The following is a 20,873-nucleotide window of genomic DNA, read 5'->3' on the forward strand; positions in this document are numbered from 1 at the left end:
TCCATACAGAACTGAATCCATTTTCTCTCAAAGATGCAATAGAACGAAAACTCAAAGCCATTTTCAAACAAGTCTTGGTTACCTCATTTGTGAGACGACGACTTTGAGCCTTCGGTTACCTTTTTAAATGAGCCGATACGCCGGTTCACGGTATTTATCCTGTCATATCCTCTGGCATTTGCCCCCTCAATTCGAGTATTTTATCCGAGCATGAAAGCGGCCGTTCATGATTTTTCCATACCGGTGACCGTCGAATTCGAGGACGTGGACGCGTACCGGATCGCCCACCATACCAAGCTCGTTTCGTACCTTGAGCGCGCGCGGGTGCGGTATTTTTCCAGCCTCGGGTTTGATCTGCAGGCGGCCGACATGACCGTGGTGCTGTACCATCTCGACATGAATTTCAAGAGGCCCGCCTTTTTCCAGGATTCGCTCACGGTGTCGGTGACACTCCGGTCTTTCGATAATTTCCGTATGGAGCTTTTTTATAAAATCCGCAGGGGAACCGAGCTCATTGCCAGGGCCAGCACGGGCATGTGCTTTGTCGATCCGAAATCAAAGGTCATGATCCCCGCGCCCGACAAATACATTGCGAAGATCAACGCACTGTTGCCAAAATAACTCCGCAGGATAACACGCCCCATGGCTGACCAGCACATAGTGATCACCGGCCTCGGCCTGATAACCGGACTCGGGCTCGACTGCGCCTCGTCGTGGGAAAAACTCGTGGCGGGACACAACCCGGTCAGGCGGTTTTCCCTGTTCGATCCCAGGGACCTCGGCTGTTTTTTCGGCGTGGAACTTCCGCCGGAGGCCGACGCCCTTTTCTCTGCCTGCATCAAGCCGCGCAGCCGGTCCCAGATGACGCGCGCCACCATGATCGCGGCGGTGTGCGCGGACATGGCCGCGGCCGACGCGAACCTCGACGAGGTTGACAAAACGCGCATAGGCGTGGTGACGGGCGCCACCGGCACGGGGTATTGGTGGGACAAACAGGGCAAAGACGAGCACCGCATATTAAAGAACATGGCAAACGCCTCGGCGTCGTGGATAAGCCTGCGGCGCAAGTATCACGGGCCGTCGTATTCGGTGAGCACCGCATGCGCATCGGGCGCGTACGCGCTCGCGGGCGCCTGTGACCTCATCGCCACCGGCCAGTGCGACGCGGTGGTCGCCGGCGCAGCGGATTCTTCGATCAACTACGCGGACGTGGAGGGGTTCCTGAGCATCATGGCGCTTTCCGAGGAAAAAGAGGACTTTACGCATGCGTGCAGGCCGTTTGACATCGCGCGCAGCGGGTTTGTGATGGGCGAGGGCGGCGGCATGCTCGTGGCGGAGTCGCTTGAACATGCGCGGAAGCGCGGCGCGAAAATTTATGCGCGGCTCCACAGGCCCGGGCTTTCCAGCGAGGCGTACAACATGCTTTCCCCGCAGCCATCGGGAACGGGCATGGCGGGGGCGATGGAGCGCGCGCTCGCCAATGCGGCAATGAAGCCTTCGGCCGTCGATTATATAAACGCGCACGGCACGTCAACAGGGTACAACGATTTGTACGAAACGCTGGCGATCAAGGCGGTGTTCGGCGAACATGCGCGCGCCGTTCCAGTTTCGAGCACGAAGCCGCAGACCGGCCACTGCCTGGGAGGCGCGGCCGGCGTCGAGGCGGTGATCAGCGTTCTTGCGCTTGTCAATGGCACCGTTCCGGCGACCGTCAACCTGAAAACGCCCGACCCGCAGTGCGACCTCGACTACGTGCCGGGCCAAAGCAGGAAGCAAACAATCAAGACCGTGATGTCGAATTCGTTCGCCTTCGGCGGCCATAACGGCGTCTGCATTTTCGAAAAACCATGACACGATCTGTTTATATAGCCGGGACCGGATCGTTCCTTCCGGGGGACCCCATCCCGTTCGGCGCCATCGACGCGGCGCTCGGGCCGCTTCCGGGCGCGCCCGCGGCGGTGCGGAAGTGGTATGCGTCAAGCGGCGCCGTGATGCGGGAGCTCCTCGACGTCAAGTACGTGCATTACGCCCTCGACCCCGTGACGCGCGAGTTCACCGAGGACAACGTCACCATGGCGGTGAAGGCGGCGCGGGCCGCGCTTTCGCATGCCGGCATGGCGCCGCGCGACATCGACCTCATCTGTTACGGCAGCGCGCACCAGGACCAGATGCCAACGGCCTCGGTGCGCATCCAGGAGGCGCTCGGCATCGAGCGCTGCGACGAGCTGTCCATCCACGCGAACTGCACCTCGGCGTACAAGGCCCTTTACTGCGCGCACGAGTTCATCGCTTCGGGAAAAAACCGGAACGCGCTTGTGCTCTCTGCCAACATCTCGTCGTCGGAGCTGCGGTCGGAATATTACAACCAGCCCAAGATCGACAAGGAGTCGCTGTTTCTGCGGTGGTTTCTGTGCGACGGCGCGGGCGCCGCCGTGCTGACAAGCGAGAATGCCCTCTCCAAGGGTTACGAGCTCGAATTCTCGTTCATGGAATCAATCGGCGGAAAGCGGCCGTCGCTCATGTTCAACGAACGGCCGGCCCTGTGGCTGCCGCCGAACAGGGAATTCGAGGAGGCGCGCCACCATCTGCGCCAGAAATTCCGCAACGCGCTCTCGACGCCGGTGTTCACGGAAAAGGACGGGTCCGTGTTTTTCAACGGGCTCAGGCGCATGCTGACAAAAGGGAATATTCCGGTGAACAGGATACGGCTGTTCCAGGTGAACATGCCCACCAAGCACATCATCGAATCCATCATGGAAGAATGCAAAAACATCGGCATCCCGGCGGCCGCGCTCTATTCCCGTCTCAACGACCTCGGCTACTGCGGCCCGCCCATGGTGTTCATCTGCCTTGACAAGATCGTAAGAGAGGAAACGCTTTCGCCCGGGGACAGGATCGTGAGCTTCGTGACCGAGGTGAGCAAGTTCATGCAGGCGGGGTACTCGATTGTAAAGAGGTAAAATAAAAAGATATTCTGGAGGGGGAAGTCTCCCCCTGGGGTGCAGCTTCCGCCGCCTCCTTGACAATAAATAATCAAAAAGGCGGCGGCGATCTTCACCCACACCCCCTCAGTGGCGCCGCCCAGATCGCTTAAAAAGATTTATGATTGACAAACAACAAATAGTGTTCATCTTTCCCGGCGCCGCAGTCGAACCCTGCGGAGCGGAGAGGGCTTTTTATCAAAAGCACCGTGAGGTCATGCGAACGTTCATCCAACAAGCCTCTGTCGTTGCAGGTTTTGATTTCGAGGAAACGCTGGTTGAGGAAGAAATATCTTCGCTTGACGAACGAAGCGGCCAGCTCTTCACTTTTGCATTTTCCCATGCCGTTGCCATGGCATATCAAAAAACCGGAATTATTCCTGTTGCGCTGGCGGGCTACAGCATGGGCGTTTATGCCGCCGTGTCGGTGTCGGGTGCGCTTTCATTCATCGATTGCTGCGCGGTGGCGGGCCTGGCGTTCGACATCATGAAAAAACACTGCGGGGGCGAAGCGTTCGCCATGGGAGCCGTGGTGGGATTGACGCATGAGGAGACGCATCGTCTTTGCGATTCGGGAAAATATCCCTCGGTGTGCCGCACCAACACCAACAACGAAACCTGCGGCGTATTTTCCGGGAAAAAAGACGAGATGCAAACGTTTTTTGAAGACGCCCGGGCGCGGGGAGCGATTTCAACCACGTTGTTGAACGTGAGCATACCGTATCATCATCCGCAATATCTTGCCGAGGCGTCGCGCGAATTCCGCAAAGCCATATATAATTTGTCTTGGAGCGACGCTGATGTTCCGATAATTTCGTCGATCGACCAGCAACCGCTTGTCAAGTCCGGCGACATTGCCGATTTCATCGCAACGGGCATTGCCTCGCCCGTGCACTGGCACCATGTGGTGCAGGCCATGGCGGGCATAGGGGTCGCAACGGCATACGAATGCGGGTCCGGGATTTCCCTGTCCCAGAACGGCAGGTTCATCCACAACGGCATCCGCTACGTCACCATAAAAAAATCCGTCAGGAGCAGTGCCGCGTGAGCATGAGCATACTCATTGCCGGCAGCGGGAAAATCGGCCGCGACACGGGCATGTATTTCCTGAAACGGGGCAATGCCGTAACGTGGGTTTCGGCAAACGAGGCCCGTCTCGTGGAGCTGCAGGCATGGGTTGACAAATCGGTGCGCATGCACCTAAAATATTCCGGCGGCGCCGTGAAGCGGTTGGCGGCGTCGTTTTTCCTGTACGGGGAACTTGAAGACGACAAATTTGATGTGATAGTGGAATGCTCGAAGGAACATCTTGAAGAAAAGAAAAAAGTTGTTTCTCGGCTCGAAAAATATCTCAACGGCGCGCTTCTGCTTTCCACGTCGTCATCACTGCTTCCGTCCTCGATCCATCCCGCATGCGCCGGATTTCACGTTTTTTATCCTTTGGAGTTCACCAAAACCGCCGAAACCGTCGTGCCCGCATCATTGTCTTTTTTAAAAATAAACGCGTTGAATTCGCTGTGCGCCGAAAACGGGATCACGCCGATCATGCAAACCGAGAAAAACGCCTTTAGCGTGAACCGGCTTTTGCTGCCGCTGCAGAACGAGGTGTTCCGGTTGATTGAAAACGGTATTGCTGCTGCGGACATCAACAAGGTCTCGGCTTCACCGCTGCTGCCAATCGGTCAATTGGATTTCATTAAAAAAATCGGACCCGCGGTGGTGAGGGCATCGGTTGAAAATTATCGCTTTCGAATGCGGCCGGAGGAGGCCGACGCGTTTACTCAATTGTCAAACGGCCTCGTCGATTTTATGGGACCTAGTGTTAGCCGTCAATCGAGTAAAGAACTTTCTCCGAACGATCTTGGTGCGCTGAAACGGCGATTGTATTATCTTTTTATCAACACCTGTCTTGATTTCATTGAGCAAAAAGAAATGCGTGCCGCTGATCTTGATCATGCGCTTGATTCCGTGTTCGGCGCGGAGATTGCGTTCGATCAGGCGGTCAGGGACGAAGGAAAGCAAGTCATCAGCGATACGCTGAACGAAGTTTTTGACAAAACGAGAATAGAATATTTCCGGCCGCGGCCGGCATTGTCGATAGGGGGAAATTTCTAACGTCGTTCCTGCGAAAGCGGGAATCTATTTTTATAAACGGTTTTTTTCAGGGGCTTTGCCCCCGAACCCCGCCTGCTTTTCTTCTGCAGCGAAGAAAAGTTGGCAAAAGACGCCGCGCCATCAGCGCCGCCTGAACCCTCGGCAGTCGGGCCGCTCGTGAACTCGCCCGGCGCGTAAAAAGAAAGATGAGCGGGCTCGGAAAGCACGAGCGGCTTATCCTCCCGCCTCGGGGTCGGCGCTGACGGCGATGAAAGAAAAAGAGTGGCGGTTGACTTATGCCAAGCGTTAGGGGCGACTGGAGGCCGCGCCGGAGCCGCGGAACGCCCAATTTCATTATATCTTGTAAAGAATATAACGAACCATGAAACTGCTCTACTCCATCACCGGTTCCATCGGCCGCATCGTGCTTTCAAATCCGCCGTACAATTACCTGCCCGAGCCTGAATTCGAGAACCCCGACACTCTCAAGGGGTTTTTGTCAAGAAAGGAACTCACGGGGATCGTTGTTTCGGGCGAGGGGAAACATTTCTGCGCGGGCGCTGACACTGAGCGCCTTTCGGAATTGACGAAAAATCCGTCCGCGCTGAAAGACGCCATGGAAAAGGGAAAATCCCTGCTCGACATCATCCGGTACGCAACGGTCCCTGTTGTGGCGGCGGTCCGCGGCAGCTGCCTCGGCGGCGGGCTCGAGATCGCGCTGGCGTGCCATTTCCGGTTTGCGGTGAAATCGGCGATGCTCGGTTTCCCCGAGTCGCAGCGGCTGCTGATGCCAGGCCTCGGCGGCACGGTATTTTCGCAGGAAGTGGCGTGCCGCCGGCACGTCATTGAGCTTGCGGTGTCGGGAAAAATGATCGGCGCGCCCGAGGCGCGTGAAATGGGAATTGTTGACCAATGCTTCGACGGCGCGGACCTTGAGGGTGAAGCGCAGCGGTTCCTTTGCCGGCTCACCGAGGGCAGGCCCGCGGCGCTGGTCCGCAGCATCATGACCTCCATTCATAACGCCAGGACCCTGCCGCTCGATGAGGCGCTGCGCAGGGAGACCGAACTGTTCTGCGATGCTGCGAGAAAGAACCATGGCCAGCAACCGTAACACCCGCGCCGTGGTTTCGTTTCTCGGCATCGTGCCTGTTGCATCGGTCAAGCAGCATCAGCACGCCCTTTTGAAGCGCTACTTTCCGGAGGGGGACGCGCCTGCCGGCGGCCAGACCGCGGCGGGGTTCGCGGCGCTCAAGAAGGCCCTTGGCAGGCTTGCAAAATCGGAATTCGGCGCAACGGTCAGTCCGGCCGACATCGTGCTCGCGCACGACAAAAGGGGCGCGCCCAGGATCGTGTCCATGCCCCTTGCCGCGGCGGTGAAAAAGCGCATCCATGTTTCGGTCACCCACACGGCCACGCACGCGTACGGTTTGGCCGCGGCAAAGCGGAAAAGGCATGAAAATGCAGGATAGGCCCATCATCCTCGAGCAGTCGGGCGGGATCGCGCGCCTCACGCTTTCGGCCCCGCCGAAAAACGAAATGGGCGCCTTGTTCTTTCAGGAGCTTTTTGCGCTCAGGCCAGATCTCCAGCGCCTTTCGGTGAAGGGCATGATCGTCCGCGGCAGGGGAAGGCATTTCTCGTCCGGCGCCAACATAGCGCAGCTCAGGGCCATGCTCTCGCTCACCACCACGCGGGCGGGGATGCGCTCGCTCCTTGACAACAGCGACAGCTTCTCGGCGCTCGCCGCATTGCCGTTCCCCGTGGTGGCCGCCATCCAGGGCTGCTGCCTGGGGTCCGGCCTCGAGCTGGCGCTGGCCTGCCACGTGCGCGTTGCCGCGAAAAACGCGGTGCTCGGACTTCCCGAGGCAGGCTTCGGCCTCATGCCCGGCTGCGGCGGAAGCGTGCGCTTCACGCGGCTTGTCGGATACCGGAAGGCGATGCGGTTTCTGTTGACCGGGGAATCACTGCTGGCCCAAGATGCGCTGAACGAAGGCATTGTCGACAAGGTTGTTGACAAAGATGAACTTGAGGCCGCGGCGGTGAGGATGATTGAGAAGATTGGAAATAATAGATAAAATTTAAATATACCGGGCGGGGGAAGTCCAGCCTGTCTCATAACTACCAAAAGAATCATGGCGCCTGCCGGTCACGGCACCGTGCCTCCCTCCGGGCCCGGCTGTTCGCCTCGTTGCCGGACCGCCCTATGCCGCAAGCGGCGGGGCGCCCAATTTCAGTTTTTACAATTCATGCTTAGTGCAAGTGTCCGATTGCGCTTTTCTGCGCTCTCTGCGTCTCTGCGGTGCAGTTTTTCCTTTGACTATTATGTATTTTAATTCCAATCAAAGTGGTTTTTTAATCCTTTTCAATTAAATCATCATATCCATGAAAAAGATCCCGATCATAAATCTGTCCAGCGGTACCGGAAGAAAATTTCTCACGAATCTCAGGTCCAGAAGCGTTGCGCGCACTGAAGCGGCGCAGGCCGTTGTGGATAAAATCCTGTATGACGTCAAAAACAAAGGCGATAGCGCGCTGTTTGCCTACACGAAGAAATTCGATCACGTAAGTGTTACCAAAAAGACCATCCGGCTCGAACCCTCATATATCAAGAAAAGGGCGGCCCTGGCGCCGGCCGCGTTCAAGGCCGCCTGCGCCGAGGCGGCACAGCGCATCAGGGCGTTTCACGAGCGCCAGAGGCCGGCGGCGTTTTCCCTGAAGACCACCGAGGGCGTGCTGTCGCAAGTCATCAGGCCCATCGGGCGCGCGGGCGTGTACGTGCCGGGCGGGGTGACGTTGTATCCGTCAAGCGTGCTCATGAACGTGATCCCGGCGCAGATCGCGGGCGTGGCCGAGATAGCGCTCGCCACGCCGCCGCGCGGCGAGCTCGATCCCGCGCTCGCGTACGCAATGGCGCTGCTCGGCGTTTCAGAAGCCTACCGCATGGGCGGCGCGCAAGCCATCGCTGCTTTTGCCTATGGTACCCGGAGCGTCGCGGCCGTCGACAAGATCACCGGGCCCGGCAACCTGTATGTCGCGCTCGCGAAGAAGGCGGTGTACGGCACGGTCGCCATAGACTCGGTGGCGGGCCCGAGCGAGGTGATCGTGCTCGCCGACGCCTCGGCAAACCCGCAGTGGGTCGCGCTCGACCTGCTTGCCCAGGCCGAGCACGGCAGCGGGGACGAGACCGCACTGTGCGTCACCGAGGACGCGCGCTTCGCAACAAGCGTTGCCGAATGCACGGTCCGGGAGATCGAACGCTCGCCCGTAAAGAATGTTTTTTCACGCCTCGGCGCCGCTTCCCTGTGCGTGTGCGTGGCGAAAAGCAGGAAGCAGAGCATAGAGTTTGTCAACCAATGCGCGCCCGAGCACCTGGAGATCATCACCACAACCTGGAAACAAGACCTGCGTGACATCCGCAACGCGGGCGCCGTGTTCGCCGGCCCGTATTCGCCGGTAGCCATGGGCGACTATTTCGCGGGCACCAACCACGTGCTTCCCACGGGCGGGGCGGCGCGGTTCTCGTCGCCGCTGGGCGTCGAAGACTTTGTCAAGCGCATGTCGGTGGCCGAGATCAGCAGGCGGGGCCTGCGAAGCGCCGCCCGCCGCGTGTCGGTGCTGGCGCGCGCCGAGCGCTTCGTGCACCACGCCCTGAGCGTGGAGCGGCGCGCGGATGCGTAAGAAAGTACTTTTTGTCAACTCCAACACCGAGCTTGCCCCGTATCCGGTCCCGCCCGTGGGCCTGTGCCTGCTTGCCTCCGCGATAAAAGAATCATACGAGGCGCGCGTCTTTGACGGGCTTTTCACCCCCTCCCCGCGGCTTCCCGATGCGGTGCGCGAATTCGCGCCCGACTACGTGTGCCTCGGCGTGCGCAACGTCGACAACGTGGTGATCGACAATCCGGTCTATTACCTTGACGCGATAAAAGAGAGGTTTGTCACGCCCGTCCGCGGCGCCACCGGCGCGCCGCTCATCGCGGGCGGCAGCGGCTTCAGCATGTTCCCGCCGGAGCTCATGGAACTATCCGGCGCGGACTACGGCATCGTGGGCGAGGGGGAAAAGGCGCTGCCGGCCCTTCTTGCCGCGCTCGATTGCGGCCGCGACCCGGCCGGGATTCCCGGCGTCATCACCAAACAGCACGGCGCTGAAAAGTTTGCGCCGCCGCGGTTCGACGGCGAGCTTGCGGCCCTGCCTTTTTCAGAGATCGACAAATGGATAGACTTCTCGCCGTACAGACAGCGCGGCGCGTACGCCCTCCAGACCAAGCGGGGCTGCGGCAGGCAATGCATCTACTGCACCTACCCCTGCATCGAGGGAACCGCCTTTCGGCTGCGCGGGCCGGAAAGCGTTGCCGACGAAATCCAACAGGCAAGCGCGCGGCTCGGAAACGTCATGTTCGAGTTCGTCGACTCCACCTTCAACGACCCGCCGGGCCATGCAGAGGCGATTTGCCGGGAGATCGTCGCGAGAAAAATAAAGGCGCGGCTGCGCACCATGGGCATCAACCCGGCGCACGCAAGCCGCGAGCTGTTCGAGCTCATGCGGTGGGCCGGCTTCTCGCAGATCGACTGCACGCCCGATTCGGGCTCCGCAGAAATGCTGCGCAATCTCAAAAAGAATTTCAGCGTAGCCGACCTTGAAAAGACCGCGCGGCTCATAGGGGAAGCAGACATCCCCACCATGTGGTTTTTTATCTTCGGCGGGCCCGGAGAGACCCGGCAGACCATGGCCGAGACCTTCGCGTTCATTGACAAATGGGTAAACCCCGACGACATGGTGTACATGATGGCGGGCCTCAGGATTTACCCCGGCACGCAGCTGCACCGCGCCGCGATACGGGAAGGCGTCGTGGGGGAGAAGGATTCCCTGCTCGAGCCCGTGTTCTATGTCTCACCGCTCATCGGCAAGGACGAAATCGACCGCATCATGAAAGAGGCCTCGCGAACAAGGCACAATTGCATTCCGGCCGCCGAATCAACGCCCCCGCCCGGCATGATGAAGAAGGCAATGGAAATGAGGGAAAAAGAAGGGCTCAAGGAGCCGATGTTCAGGACATTGCTGAGGATAAGAAGAGAAATAGTTAATAAAAAATAAAAAAAATCAGGGCGTTCCGCGGCTTCGCCGCGGCGGCACCGCGCCCCAGCGCGGCCGGAGGGAGACCGACCCGACCCGAATTAAGTGAGGGGAGGGGAACGCCCGGATTTTTTTGTGAGAAACAAGTCATACTCACTTTTTCGCCTCCTTGCCTCCTTAAGCTTCAATAAAGTATCTTTATCCTCCAAGCGTGCGAGAGTAGCTCAGACTGGTAGAGCTCCACCTTGCCAAGGTGGCCGTCGCGGGTTCAAATCCCGTCTCTCGCTCCATTTTTTTTACACGGTCTTTTAAAACGGCGGCATAGCCAAGCGGTAAGGCAGAGGTCTGCAAAACCTTTATCTCCAGTTCAAATCTGGATGCCGCCTCCATTTTTTCCCCCTCCCTTCTCGATTCTTCTACGAATACGCCAAGCGCATCTGCCGTTCCGCGAAGCGGCATTCAGCAGCGGTTGCGTTGCGAAGGGCCGACGCCTCGCGAGCGTCAAGCGAGCGAACTCGCGCGGCCCTTTGCAGGAAGGGGTGTGCCCCCGGATCACCGCCGCCGCGCTATCCTTATGCATAAATTTTACGGCGGCGGAAGCCGGGGGCCAGGGAAAACCACGAAGTGGTGTCCCCATCGAATAAAGAAATTAAACCACGACCGGCAGGCGCCATGATTATTGTGTCTTTTAGAAAGATGCGAGGTAGGGGAACGCCCATATTTTTTTTAATAAACAAAGAATAATTTTCATGGAGCCCTTCCCCCGGGGTTCCACGCCTGCGTTGTCCCCAAAATCAAGGCAACGAACGCCATCATGCCCACGGCGAGGATCACGAAATGCGTGTAGTCGATTTTCCGTTTCACGATCTTGATCTTGCCCTTTTCGTCAACCGTCTGGATGCCGCGTTGTGCCAATGCGGCGGTGTCTTTTTTCGCGCTGTCGGCCTGCGCCTGCCACTCAGGCGGGGCGAGGACCTGCGACTGGGGCTGGCCCAATGCGGGTAGGGCGAAAAATAATAATAATGACAGGATGGATAGATGCCTCACGGGACTTTTTATCATCTGTAAAACCCTTTGACAGGCTCAGGGTGAACGGAATTCTTCAACATCAGCAGGAGATTGCTTCGCTTCACCCGCAATACCATCTCCTCTCAACTCGTCAACGCGTCCACCCGTCTGCACGTCAACGAATTAACGCTCTAACGCTCTAACGCATCAACTTTTCTCTGTGTCCTCTGTGTCTCTGTGGCTATCTTGTCTTACCCGAGAACCTTCGCCACCAGCCTGTTGATCTCCTTCGGGTTCCCTTTTCCCTTTGTCGCCTTCATCACCTGGCCCACGAAGAACCCCGCGAGCTTTGTCTCGCCCGCCTTGAACCTCGCCGCTTCCCTGGGATTGCCGGCCACCACCTCGTTCACGATTTTCTCAAGCTCGCCGGAATCGGAGATCTGTTTGAGTCCTTGTTCCTCGATGATGGTTTCCGGATCCTTGCCGGTGCTTTCCACAAGGTCGAATACTTTTTTTGCCGCGTTTGCCGAAATGACATTGTCCTTTACAAGACGGAGTATTGTTGCCAGTTTTTCCGGCGTGACCTTGAGCCGGTTGATCTCCATTTTCTTTTCCTTGACAACCCGGAGCGCCTCGCCCATGATCCAATTGGCAATGAGTTGATTGTCTTCACGTGATTGTGATTTGAATTGATGCACGGTGTTTTCAAAGAATCCTGAGGGCGCGGGAGTGGTTGTGACAACGTCCGCCATATAGGGCGTAATACCATATTCCTCGATAAACCGTTGCCTTTTTTGCTTGGGTAGTTCGGGCAAAGTCTTTCTGATTTCGTCTATCCATTCGTCGGAAACCATTAACGGCAGCAAATCAGGCTCGGGAAAATACCGGTAATCGTGCGCGCTTTCCTTGGTGCGCATGGCAACGGTCTGGTTCTTGTTCGGGTCCCACAGGTACGTCTGCTGCTCGATTTTCTCGCCGTGCATGACCGCGTCCTTCTGGCGCAGCGCCTCGTATTCGAGCGCCTTCTCCACGCCGCGGAAGGTGTTCATGTTCTTGAGCTCGGTCTTGGTGCCGAGTGCCGCTTCGCCCTTGGGGCGTATCGAAATGTTGGCGTCGCAGCGCAGGCTTCCTTCCTCCATGTTGCAGTCGCATATATCAAGGTATTCGAGGATCTGTTTTATCGCGGTGAGGTAGGCGTGGGCCTCCTGGCCGCTGCGGAGGTCGGGCTCCGAAACGATCTCGATGAGCGGCGTGCCGCACCGGTTCACGTCGAACAGCGAGTCTTCGTCCTGGTCGTGGACGAGCTTGCCCGCGTCCTCTTCGAGGTGGACGCGCGTAATGCCGATGCTCTTTTTTTTGCCGTCGATTTCGATCTCGATCGCGCCTCCCCGGCACAGCGGCATGTCGTACTGGGAGATCTGGTATCCCTTGGGAAGGTCGGGGTAGAAATAGTTTTTGCGCGCGAAAATCGACCGCCGGGAGATTTTGCTGTTCACCGCCAGCCCCATGCGCACCGCCATCTCCACCACGCTGCGGTTGAGCACGGGCAGGCTGCCCGGAAGCCCCAGGCACACCGGGCAGCCGTGGGTGTTGGGCGCGTCGCCGAAGGGCGTCGCGCAGCCGCAGAAGATTTTCGTTTTGGTAAGCAGCTGCGCGTGAATCTCGAGGCCGATGACGGTTTCAAATTCCATGGTAATAAATTAATACTTGTAATTATACAGATAAAAAAAATGTGGTGGGGGAGGTCTACCCCTTCGGGTACTTCCAAGGGTCGTCCCCCTGGGGTGCAGCTTCCGCGGCCTCCTTCACAAGACAGAAAACTAGGAGGCGGCGGTGATCTGTCATTTCATTTAGTCTTGGTACGGTAGCGGTGCTTCGCACCATTTTATTATGCCTTTTGCCAAGTGCACCCACACCCCCTCTTTGGCGCCGGAGTACCGTGGTTCGCGGAAACCTGGGTGGCTGGCGGTCCACCCGCGGCAGATCAATCTTTACATGGTGGAAGCAGAAAAATATCATAGCCGATGAAAGGCAGATGTTTGAAATTTCGTGGTAATCGGACACCACAAGGGTGCGCCCCGCGGGTGGCTCGGGCTTGAATCAAAGGGTTCCCGTCTGCACCCAGGAGAGTGGAGTGCCGAGGACACCGCAGACGCGTTTCGCGGCGAGGAGGCCGAGGCCGGGGGAGATACTTCTCCCCCGATTAATTATTGTTTTATCTCTTCAACAACCTGAAATTTCATTCCTTTTTTTACAAGGCTTGAGTCGCCGTAGGCCTGGGCTTTTTCCTTTGTGTCAAACTCCCCGATGTGCACCCGGAACACCTTCTTGCCTCCGGCGCTGCCCTGCGTGATCGCCGCGGAGGGAAACTGCACCGCCAGGTTCGCCCTGAGCGCCTGGGCGTTTGCCATTTCGCCGAACGCGCCCACCTGGAGCGAATACACCGTTTTTTTCTCGACTGGCTTTATTTTTTTCAACGTCGTGTCCGTGCGGTATACAGAATCCTTTGCAGGCGCAGCGACGGCTTCCTTTTTCGCCACGGTGTCTTTTTTCGCCGGCGAAGCAGATTTTACCGGCGCCCTTTCCACCATGGCTTTTTCAAGATAATCCGGATAGCGCTGCTTGATAAAGGCGAGAACCGAGTCCGCTTTTTCGCGGCGCGCAAGCCCAGCGGCGCTCGCGTAGGCGCCGGCGGCCGCGGCGCAGGAGCGCGAACCGCTGTCCGAGGAGTCCATGCACGCGCCGAAGTGCGCCAGTGCGCGGGAGTAATTTCTTTTTGAATAGTAATAGACGCCGAGATAGAAATTTGCGGTTTTCCCCACCGACATTGCGGTGTCTTCCGCTACCTTGCGCATGGTGACGGCAAACGAGCTGTCGATGGTGTCGTGGATCGCGTTGAGGTAGCACGCCTCCACGTCGCGGCCCTTGCCCGAGAGCCCGGCCGCGCTGATGAAATAACCCGACGCCTTGTGGAACCTGCTCCACAGGTAATTGGCGCACCCCAGCCTGAAATACGCCTCGCTGCGCAGGGAGTCGGGCGCCGATTTGTCAAGCGCGACCTTCTTGAGCAGCTCGAGCGCCTTTGCCGCGTCGGCAAGGGAGATGGCGTACAGCACCGTGATCTCAGGGTCGGCCGGGTTTTCCGCGTGCGCCTTTTCGAGCAGAGCGCCGGCCTTTTTGTATTCGCCCTTTTGCATCATTGCAGCCGCTTCGGAAGCGGGCCCGGCGAATGCCAAGGCGGTGAAAGATGGGATGAAAATTATTGCGCAAAGGAAAAGCGAAGTGATGGATGCCTTATGCCAAGCGTTAGGCCGGACTGCAGGGTGAGCTGGAGCGAATTGCCGGCCGACCCCTCGCCGAAGGCGGCCTCGGGCGGCCCGGCAACGAGGCCGCATGGCCGAGCCCGGAAGGAGGGCCGCCGCGGCAAAGCCGCGGAACGCCCATGTCTTTTTAATTTTGAAATTCTTATTCAAAACGTATCGTCCCCCACCGGCTCCACAAAATCCTGGGCCTGGTCCATGGCCGCCGGCGGCGGCGCCGCCCCAGCAGCGCGTTCGGCCTCAAGTTGCTTTATCTGTTTGTCTTTTTTGTAAATCTTGGCCCTGAGCGTGACGATGTAATAGGCCGCGATGGAAAGGCCGACCGCGAGTCCCAGGCCGAGCGCGGCCGAAACGTAATGCCACACCGGATGGGGCTTGGTCTGATAAAAGAAAAACCACGCCGGCACCTGCACGCCGAACTCGGGTTTTGAAAAGTTCACGATGATCACCACCGCGATTGCAAACGAGATGACGAAAACGATCGCCCAACGGATGAAAACCATGCTCACGTCCTTTCGCAGACAAGCGTCATGCCGGTGCTGTGCAGCACCCGCATGGGTAAAATCATTCCTGCCAGAGAGTCATTGCAAGCCGCAAGAACCCTTTTGCACCCGAAATCCTGTCCCATCCAGAGCTTCTCGCCGCCGTCCTGCCGGCCGGTGAAGAGGACCGGAACGGTTTTTTCCTCCATCGCGGCGTAGTGCCGTTTGGTGATGGCGGTCTGCAGATCGATGAGCTCCCTGAGCCGGCGCTGCTTTACATTTTGCGCCACGTCGTCGCCCATGCTCGCGGCAGGCGTGTTGTCGCGCTTGGAATACTCGAACATGAACGCCGCCGTGAAACGTACCGCCTTGAAAAGTGAAACCGTGTCGCTGAAATCGTTTTCGGCCTCGGTGGGGAAACCCACCATGACGTCCGTGGTGATGTCGATGCCCGGAACATGATGCCGTATCATGTCGATGAGGCGCAGATAGCGTTCGCGGTCATACTTGCGGTTCATGAGACCGAGCACCCGGCTTGAGCCTGATTGCACGGGTAGGTGCAGGTGCTTGCAGAGTTTCGGGAGCTCGGCCATTGCGCGGACCAGTTCCTCGGAACAGTCCTTGGGGTGGCTCGTGGTAAACCGGATTCTTTCAAGGCCGTCTATGGAATGAATGCGCCTGAGCAGGCCGGGAAAATTCGTGCCGCCGTCGTGATACGAATTGACGTTCTGGCCCAGCAGGGTGACTTCTTTTGCGCCTTTGTCAACAAGCGAGCGAACGGCGTCTTCGATGCGCAAGGCCGGAAGGGATACTTCGGGCCCGCGCACCTGCGGCACCACGCAGTAGGCGCAGCGGTTGTCGCAGCCGCGCATGATGGGCACGAACCTGCTCACCGCGTTTTCTTCATGCGCGCCCTTTTTCGCGGGCTTCGGCGCGGCCAGCGCCGTATCGATGCCCTGCACGAATTTTTCAAAATCCCTCGCGCCGATGACCCGGTCGACGCCGGGGAAATCATGCCTGAGCTTTTCGCCCATGCGCTGGGCCATGCAGCCCACCACCCAGATTTTCTGGTTTTTTTTCCGCTGCCGCTTGTGCGCCGCGTGCTCCGCGATGTGCGCGAGCGCGCGCTGCTCGGCGTGCTCGCGCACGCTGCACGTGTTGATCACGATGAGGTCGGCGTCCGCGGCGCGTTCCGTTTTAGCAAAGCCGCGCTCCAGGAGCACCGCGGCCAGCGCGTCGGAGTCGGCGACGTTCATCTGGCAGCCGAAGGTTTCGAAAAATACAAATGGCATAATTAATGATTTGATTAATTGATAAACAATAAAAAAGCTGGGCGTTCACTCAGCGGAATGGGCGCAGAGTTTTGCGCCCATTCCGCTGAGGTCGGTTCTCCTTACGGTCCACCCCTTCGGGTGCTTCTCCCTCGTCAGGGATTTCCAAGGGTCACAAGGGTCGTCGTCCTTGGGCTCGGGCTGCCACGGCCCTTCAAAATTGCGGATTGTGGAATGCGGATTGCGGATTGAAAATGCATCCTCTTCTTGCCTTTAATTCCGCAATCCGAAATCCGCAATCATCAATCGAAAAGTCCAGGCGGCACCGTGCTCCAGCGACGGCCTCCGCTCCTGCTTAACGCGTGGCATAAGTCAACCACCATTCTTGTTTTCCTTCGTTATCATCAAGCGCCGTCCCCCGAGGCAGGGGGAACAAAAATAAAATTTCACCGCAGATACGCGGAGAAGACAATAATTGAGTTTTTTTCATATCATCTATTATTCTTGTCTTTCTCCACCGTGTAAAGGTTGCGCCGCGGCAGATGCATCGCCAGCCACCCTGGAACCTGCGTACCAAGGGAGTATCGGCGCCAAAGAGGGGGTGTGCCCCCGGATCGCCGGCGCGCTTCTTAACACAGTGGAGTCATGCCTTGGGAGCGCGCCGGAAGCCGGGGGCCAGGGGGAGACTTCCCCCGCCATGAATTCTTTTTCTATTACAACAACCCATGGATAAAATGGTAACTATAAATAATCGCCAGCATGCAAACATTGGTGAGTATCCCCGCCATAACATCGTCCATGGTGATGCCCAGGCCGCCCTCCAGCGTCTCCATGCGGTGCACCGGAAAAGGCTTGACAATGTCAAAAAACCTGAACAGCACCAATCCGAGCACGAGCGTTTTAATGTTGAGGGGAATAAACAAGAACGAAACGATCTGGCCCGCGCACTCGTCGATGATGACCTTGCCGGGGTCGTCTTCGCCGAACACCTCGCGCGGCCGCGACGAAACGATGGTGGAAAACGCCGTGACGCCGAGTGCCAGCAGCCACAAAGCAAGAGGCTGCACGGGCACATGGGTGCGGCCGAAGAACCACCACAGCGCGCCGACCGTGATCGCGGACCCGATGGTGCCCGGCATCCAGGGGAAGTAACCGATGAATAACAGGGTGGCGCAGGCTTTTTGGAGCCAGATCAAAATTGGATTTTTCATAATCCCTTTCTGTCAAAAAAGACCATAACGTCTGAAGGTCGTAACGTCTGAAAGTCAAAAAAATCCTTACTAAAATGACGAGGGATTGTTGACTTTGTAGACTTTACAGACCTTATAGACCTTCAGACTCTCCATACCTGATTTCCACCCGCTCATGCAGCGCCTGATTAAGCGTGATCTGGTCAATATATTCCAGCTCCGTCCCCGCCGGCACGCCGCGGGCGAGCAGGGTGATTTTCAAATGCAAATCGGCGAAAATGCGCGCAAGGTACAGGCACGTGGTCTCGGCCTCGGCGCTCGCGCCCAGACCCAGAATGAGCTCCTTCACGCCTCCTTTGTCAAGACGTTTCCTAAGCTCGGCGATGCGCAGCTTGTCCGCAGTGACGCCGTTGATGGGCGAAAGCACGCCGCCGAGCACGTGGTAAAGGCCGCGAAAGATGCCGGTTTTTTCGAACACGAGCACGTCGGACGGTTTTTCCACCACGCAGATCACGCTCGTGTCGCGCCTGGCAGACAAGCACACCTCGCACAATTCGGCAATGCCGTAATTGAAGCAGGTCTTGCACACTTTAATTTTCGATTTGACGGTCGCGATGCTCTGGGAAAGGTTGTCGAGCTCGTGCTGCGGACGCTCAAGCAGGTACAGCGCGAGCCGCAGCGCGGTCTTTTTGCCGATGGTGGGCAGCTGGCTCAGCGCCTCGACAAGGTTTTCAAGCGGTTCGATCAAAACGGGTTCCCTTTAAATTCGTTTGACAGAAAAATCACCGAAAAGGCGCAAAGTTCGCAAAGAAAGACGGTGTTTTATTCCGAAAAAGACATATGTTCCACTTCGCGTTCTTTGCGTCTTTGCGGTGAATTGTTCTTTCTTACGGCGCAAGCCCCAGCCCGCCCAGGTTCATCCCCTTGGTGAGCCCGCCGAACGCCGCCTCCGACTGAGCCTTCACCTTCTCCTGCGCGTTTTTGAACGCGGCCACGACGAGGTCCTCGAGCATCTCGACGTCGTCGGGGTCGACCACCTCGGGGTTGAGCGACACCGAAACGCAGTCGCCGCCGCCGTTCAGGGTCACCTTCACCATGGTGCCGCCCGCCGTGCCCTCGAACGTTTTCTTGGCGAGCTCGTCCTGCGCCTGCGCCATCTGCGCCTGAAGGCGCTGCGCCTGCTTCAGGATCTTGTTGATGTTCTGGGACATGAATGATCCTCCTTTACTGGTGCTACAGCACCGAACCGTCGAATATGTCAAGCACGCTTTTGATGACCGGCTCGTTGCTGATTTCGTTGTTGATCGACAGCGGCGCCTTTGCCGCGGCGGCCGGGCCCGCCGGACGCGCCGGGTCGCCGGCCTGCTCCAGGGTGATGTGGAGCTCAACATGGCCGAGCGCGAACTCATCGAGCTTTGCCTGGATTTCGTCTCGGTTTTTCTTTTTGAGGATCTCGTTAAACTGGAAACGGAACGCCTTGGGAAACCGGATGTCGATGGACGATGGGGTCGACGAAACCACGTAGGCGGACGACATGTGGTATTCCAGCGTGGGCCGGTCCTGTTTGAGGTGCTGCAGGAACTCGGGCCATTTGGCCTGGAGATTTAATTGCCCGGCCGGGCCCGCCTCATTGACAGACGAGGGGCCATTGTCCCCGTCGTCGAACTGCGCTTCGTCATCGTCCGGCGCATCGCCCTGCAAATCCGCGATCGGAGCGGCTGCGGGCGCGGCAACCGGTCTGGCCGGCGCAGGGGCGGCCGCGGCAGGAGTCACCTCACTTTTTTTTTTATCCTGAGTCGAGAAAGATGCCGGTGAAGAAGCGGCCGCGTCAAGAGAGGGATCCTGCCCGCCCAGCGCCTCGAGGAGTTTTTCGAGCTCGACCGTATTGTCAAGGTGCACGAGCTTGAACAGCATGAGCTCGACGAGGAACCGCGGAAAATCGCTGTACCGCAGGTCGCGTTCGGTTTTGCGCACGATCTCCGCCATGCGCAGGAGCGCGGCCTCGGAAAATGCCGACGCGGCCTTCGCGATGGCGCCGGACGAATCGGAAGGCAGATCGATGCGCGGATTGCCCATCACCGACGGGATGCGGCACAAGAGCAGCGTGCGCAAATGGTCTTCGAGGCCGATCACAAACTCGTGCAGGTCGAACCCGCGCGCCAGGATGTCTTCCACCGCGGCGAGCACGGGCGCCGCGTTTTTCTCGGCAACGGCCTTCATGACCGTGTCGTAGATCTCGGTGCCGATGATGCCGAGCACGGAGCGCACCGAGCCCTCGTCGATCTTTTCATGCGAGAACGAGAACACCTGGTCGAGGAGGCTCAGACCGTCGCGCATGCTGCCCTCGGCCTTGCGCGCCACCACGGTGAGCGCACCGGGGTCAAACGCGATTTTTTCCGCCGTGCAGATTTTCTCGAGCCGCGCCGCGATCTGTTCCGTGGAGATCCTGCGGAAATCGAAGCGCTGGCAGCGCGAATGGATGGTGGCGGGAATTTTTTGCGGCTCGGTGGTGGCGAAGATGAAGATGACGTTGGCGGGCGGCTCCTCGAGCGTCTTGAGCAGTGCGTTGAACGCCGACTTGGAGAGCATGTGCACTTCGTCAATCACGTAGATGCGGTATTTGCCGCCCATGGACGAATAGCGCACGTTTTCGCGGATTTCGCGGATGTCTTCGACTGAATTGTTTGACGCGCCGTCGATTTCCAGCACGTCAAAGCTCGAACCGCCGATGATGTTTTTGCACGGCTCGCACACGCCGCATGGCGTGGGCGTGGGGCCCCTGTCGCAGTTGAGCGCGCGCGCCAGGATCCGCGCCGTGGTGGTCTTTCCCACGCCGCGCGTGCCGGTGAAAATGTAGGCATGCGCCACGCGGTCCTTCTCGATGGCCTTCTTGAGCGTGGCCGTGATGTGCTCCTGCCCCACGACGTCGTCGAAGGTGAGCGGGCGGTATTTTCTGGCAAAAACGAGATAGCTCATAATTGATTGCGGACGGAAGAATGTAGAATGAAAATAATACAATTCATGATAATTTTATTATAATGATATGTACTTTTTTTGATTTTATATCATCAGGGACTGAAAGCTGCAGCAATGAGAATAAAGAAAAATATCGTATCAAAAGAGCCGCTTGAGTCATCCAAGGTTGTGGCGAAATCCTTTTGCCATGCAGGACTGGAGGCCGCACCGGAGCGCGGTGCTGCCCGGCCCTCGCCGAAGGCATACGGGGAGCCGAAGGCGAGACCGGAAGGACGACCCTTGGAAGTACCCGAAGGGGGAACGCCCAGTTTCATTTTTCTTTACATCATGAAAAAATAATAGGGTCAAGTTTACCTGCGGCACACTCAGTATCCGCTTACCGTTGCTCCCTTCCGGGCCTGGCGGGGTTCACAGACTGACGTTGCGCAGGGCCTGACCCCTTGTATCATGCAGATTGATTGTATCCGTGCAAAAAATAATAC

Annotated in this window: 21 protein-coding genes, 2 tRNA genes and 1 other RNA gene; 12 read left to right on the top strand and 12 right to left on the bottom strand. The window is 58.0% G+C overall.

Annotated features, from left to right (window positions below):
- Window positions 1-210 precede the first annotated feature (210 nt).
- The 12 genes from VLX68_06875 to VLX68_06930 all read left to right on the top strand — a co-directional run bounded on the left by VLX68_06875 (window position 211) and on the right by VLX68_06930 (window position 10,533).
- A complete protein-coding gene (locus VLX68_06875) occupies window positions 211-621 on the top strand; it encodes a thioesterase family protein (GenBank protein HUI91955.1) in 411 nt (136 codons plus the stop codon).
- A 21-nt stretch (window positions 622-642) separates the two neighbouring features.
- Window positions 643-1,851 carry a beta-ketoacyl-[acyl-carrier-protein] synthase family protein gene (locus tag VLX68_06880; GenBank protein ID HUI91956.1) on the top strand — a complete coding sequence of 403 codons (1,209 nt, stop codon included), beginning with the start codon at window positions 643-645 and terminating at the stop codon, window positions 1,849-1,851.
- A complete protein-coding gene (locus VLX68_06885; protein ID HUI91957.1) occupies window positions 1,848-2,960 on the top strand; it encodes a hypothetical protein in 1,113 nt (370 codons plus the stop codon). The genes VLX68_06880 and VLX68_06885 overlap by 4 nt, the downstream gene beginning before the upstream one ends.
- Before the next feature lie 238 nt (window positions 2,961-3,198).
- A complete protein-coding gene (locus VLX68_06890) occupies window positions 3,199-4,029 on the top strand; it encodes an acyltransferase domain-containing protein (protein HUI91958.1) in 831 nt (276 codons plus the stop codon).
- A 2-nt stretch (window positions 4,030-4,031) separates the two neighbouring features.
- On the top strand, window positions 4,032-5,096 hold the full coding sequence (locus tag VLX68_06895; protein HUI91959.1) for a 3-hydroxyacyl-CoA dehydrogenase NAD-binding domain-containing protein: 1,065 nt from the start codon (window positions 4,032-4,034) through the stop codon (window positions 5,094-5,096).
- A 361-nt stretch (window positions 5,097-5,457) separates the two neighbouring features.
- Window positions 5,458-6,186 carry an enoyl-CoA hydratase/isomerase family protein gene (locus VLX68_06900; protein ID HUI91960.1) on the top strand — a complete coding sequence of 243 codons (729 nt, stop codon included), beginning with the start codon at window positions 5,458-5,460 and terminating at the stop codon, window positions 6,184-6,186.
- Window positions 6,170-6,544, top strand: coding sequence for a hypothetical protein (locus VLX68_06905; protein ID HUI91961.1), 375 nt, complete (start codon window positions 6,170-6,172; stop codon window positions 6,542-6,544). The genes VLX68_06900 and VLX68_06905 overlap by 17 nt, the downstream gene beginning before the upstream one ends.
- Window positions 6,528-7,148, top strand: coding sequence for an enoyl-CoA hydratase/isomerase family protein (locus VLX68_06910; GenBank protein ID HUI91962.1), 621 nt, complete (start codon window positions 6,528-6,530; stop codon window positions 7,146-7,148). Before VLX68_06905 ends, VLX68_06910 begins: the two co-directional genes overlap by 17 nt.
- Window positions 7,149-7,455: 307 nt before the next feature.
- Window positions 7,456-8,751 carry a histidinol dehydrogenase gene (gene hisD / locus VLX68_06915; protein HUI91963.1) on the top strand — a complete coding sequence of 432 codons (1,296 nt, stop codon included), beginning with the start codon at window positions 7,456-7,458 and terminating at the stop codon, window positions 8,749-8,751.
- The gene (locus VLX68_06920; protein ID HUI91964.1) at window positions 8,744-10,165 is read left to right on the top strand and encodes a radical SAM protein; all 1,422 of its coding nucleotides are present in this window, start codon (window positions 8,744-8,746) and stop codon (window positions 10,163-10,165) included. Before hisD ends, VLX68_06920 begins: the two co-directional genes overlap by 8 nt.
- A 192-nt stretch (window positions 10,166-10,357) precedes the next feature.
- Window positions 10,358-10,434 (top strand) — tRNA-Gly (locus VLX68_06925).
- 25 nt (window positions 10,435-10,459) lie between these two features.
- Window positions 10,460-10,533: transfer RNA gene (locus VLX68_06930), tRNA-Cys, on the top strand.
- Between the two features lie 358 nt (window positions 10,534-10,891).
- Here VLX68_06930 and VLX68_06935 read toward each other — a convergent pair.
- From VLX68_06935 to ffs, 12 genes are all read right to left on the bottom strand, one after another.
- Window positions 10,892-11,206, bottom strand: coding sequence for a hypothetical protein (locus tag VLX68_06935; protein HUI91965.1), 315 nt, complete (start codon window positions 11,204-11,206; stop codon window positions 10,892-10,894).
- A gap of 197 nt (window positions 11,207-11,403) precedes the next feature.
- A complete protein-coding gene (gene gatB / locus VLX68_06940; protein HUI91966.1) occupies window positions 11,404-12,843 on the bottom strand; it encodes an Asp-tRNA(Asn)/Glu-tRNA(Gln) amidotransferase subunit GatB in 1,440 nt (479 codons plus the stop codon).
- Between the two features lie 516 nt (window positions 12,844-13,359).
- Window positions 13,360-14,352: an SPOR domain-containing protein gene (locus tag VLX68_06945; protein ID HUI91967.1), complete on the bottom strand. Its 993-nt coding sequence runs from the start codon at window positions 14,350-14,352 to the stop codon at window positions 13,360-13,362.
- A 269-nt stretch (window positions 14,353-14,621) separates the two neighbouring features.
- Complete coding sequence (locus VLX68_06950) at window positions 14,622-14,975, bottom strand: LapA family protein (protein HUI91968.1); 354 nt, start codon at window positions 14,973-14,975, stop codon at window positions 14,622-14,624.
- A 2-nt stretch (window positions 14,976-14,977) separates the two neighbouring features.
- Window positions 14,978-16,246: a tRNA (N6-isopentenyl adenosine(37)-C2)-methylthiotransferase MiaB gene (miaB, locus tag VLX68_06955; GenBank protein ID HUI91969.1), complete on the bottom strand. Its 1,269-nt coding sequence runs from the start codon at window positions 16,244-16,246 to the stop codon at window positions 14,978-14,980.
- 334 nt (window positions 16,247-16,580) lie between these two features.
- Window positions 16,581-16,715, bottom strand: a complete 135-nt coding sequence (locus VLX68_06960) for a hypothetical protein (GenBank protein ID HUI91970.1) — start codon at window positions 16,713-16,715, stop codon at window positions 16,581-16,583.
- 223 nt (window positions 16,716-16,938) lie between these two features.
- Window positions 16,939-17,436: a phosphatidylglycerophosphatase A gene (locus VLX68_06965; protein ID HUI91971.1), complete on the bottom strand. Its 498-nt coding sequence runs from the start codon at window positions 17,434-17,436 to the stop codon at window positions 16,939-16,941.
- A 112-nt stretch (window positions 17,437-17,548) separates the two neighbouring features.
- Window positions 17,549-18,163, bottom strand: a complete 615-nt coding sequence (gene recR / locus VLX68_06970; protein ID HUI91972.1) for a recombination mediator RecR — start codon at window positions 18,161-18,163, stop codon at window positions 17,549-17,551.
- Window positions 18,164-18,302: 139 nt separating this feature from the next.
- Complete coding sequence (locus VLX68_06975; protein HUI91973.1) at window positions 18,303-18,626, bottom strand: YbaB/EbfC family nucleoid-associated protein; 324 nt, start codon at window positions 18,624-18,626, stop codon at window positions 18,303-18,305.
- 22 nt (window positions 18,627-18,648) lie between these two features.
- Window positions 18,649-20,391, bottom strand: a complete 1,743-nt coding sequence (gene dnaX, locus VLX68_06980; GenBank protein HUI91974.1) for a DNA polymerase III subunit gamma/tau — start codon at window positions 20,389-20,391, stop codon at window positions 18,649-18,651.
- 92 nt (window positions 20,392-20,483) lie between these two features.
- A complete protein-coding gene (locus VLX68_06985) occupies window positions 20,484-20,705 on the bottom strand; it encodes a hypothetical protein (protein ID HUI91975.1) in 222 nt (73 codons plus the stop codon).
- Window positions 20,706-20,730: 25 nt separating this feature from the next.
- An RNA gene (gene ffs / locus VLX68_06990) (signal recognition particle sRNA small type) lies at window positions 20,731-20,829 on the bottom strand.
- Window positions 20,830-20,873 lie beyond the last annotated feature (44 nt).

It is taken from the genome of Chitinivibrionales bacterium (assembly GCA_035516255.1).
Taxonomy (GTDB): domain Bacteria; phylum Fibrobacterota; class Chitinivibrionia; order Chitinivibrionales; family FEN-1185; genus FEN-1185.

What these genes read in the sequence shown, in the direction of transcription:
- VLX68_06875 (HUI91955.1), top strand. Translation starts at nt 211, where the DNA reads ATGAAAGCGGCCGTTCATGATTTTTCCATACCGGTGACCGTCGAATTC.
- VLX68_06880 (HUI91956.1), top strand. Translation starts at nt 643, where the DNA reads ATGGCTGACCAGCACATAGTGATCACCGGCCTCGGCCTGATAACCGGA.
- VLX68_06885 (HUI91957.1), top strand. Translation starts at nt 1,848, where the DNA reads ATGACACGATCTGTTTATATAGCCGGGACCGGATCGTTCCTTCCGGGG.
- VLX68_06890 (HUI91958.1), top strand. Translation starts at nt 3,199, where the DNA reads ATGCGAACGTTCATCCAACAAGCCTCTGTCGTTGCAGGTTTTGATTTC.
- VLX68_06895 (HUI91959.1), top strand. Translation starts at nt 4,032, where the DNA reads ATGAGCATACTCATTGCCGGCAGCGGGAAAATCGGCCGCGACACGGGC.
- VLX68_06900 (HUI91960.1), top strand. Translation starts at nt 5,458, where the DNA reads ATGAAACTGCTCTACTCCATCACCGGTTCCATCGGCCGCATCGTGCTT.
- VLX68_06905 (HUI91961.1), top strand. Translation starts at nt 6,170, where the DNA reads ATGGCCAGCAACCGTAACACCCGCGCCGTGGTTTCGTTTCTCGGCATC.
- VLX68_06910 (HUI91962.1), top strand. Translation starts at nt 6,528, where the DNA reads ATGAAAATGCAGGATAGGCCCATCATCCTCGAGCAGTCGGGCGGGATC.
- hisD (HUI91963.1), top strand. Translation starts at nt 7,456, where the DNA reads ATGAAAAAGATCCCGATCATAAATCTGTCCAGCGGTACCGGAAGAAAA.
- VLX68_06920 (HUI91964.1), top strand. Translation starts at nt 8,744, where the DNA reads ATGCGTAAGAAAGTACTTTTTGTCAACTCCAACACCGAGCTTGCCCCG.
- VLX68_06935 (HUI91965.1), bottom strand. Translation starts at nt 11,206, where the DNA reads ATGATAAAAAGTCCCGTGAGGCATCTATCCATCCTGTCATTATTATTA.
- gatB (HUI91966.1), bottom strand. Translation starts at nt 12,843, where the DNA reads ATGGAATTTGAAACCGTCATCGGCCTCGAGATTCACGCGCAGCTGCTT.
- VLX68_06945 (HUI91967.1), bottom strand. Translation starts at nt 14,352, where the DNA reads ATGATGCAAAAGGGCGAATACAAAAAGGCCGGCGCTCTGCTCGAAAAG.
- VLX68_06950 (HUI91968.1), bottom strand. Translation starts at nt 14,975, where the DNA reads ATGGTTTTCATCCGTTGGGCGATCGTTTTCGTCATCTCGTTTGCAATC.
- miaB (HUI91969.1), bottom strand. Translation starts at nt 16,246, where the DNA reads ATGCCATTTGTATTTTTCGAAACCTTCGGCTGCCAGATGAACGTCGCC.
- VLX68_06960 (HUI91970.1), bottom strand. Translation starts at nt 16,715, where the DNA reads ATGAAAAAAACTCAATTATTGTCTTCTCCGCGTATCTGCGGTGAAATT.
- VLX68_06965 (HUI91971.1), bottom strand. Translation starts at nt 17,436, where the DNA reads ATGAAAAATCCAATTTTGATCTGGCTCCAAAAAGCCTGCGCCACCCTG.
- VLX68_06975 (HUI91973.1), bottom strand. Translation starts at nt 18,626, where the DNA reads ATGTCCCAGAACATCAACAAGATCCTGAAGCAGGCGCAGCGCCTTCAG.
- dnaX (HUI91974.1), bottom strand. Translation starts at nt 20,391, where the DNA reads ATGAGCTATCTCGTTTTTGCCAGAAAATACCGCCCGCTCACCTTCGAC.
- VLX68_06985 (HUI91975.1), bottom strand. Translation starts at nt 20,705, where the DNA reads ATGAAACTGGGCGTTCCCCCTTCGGGTACTTCCAAGGGTCGTCCTTCC.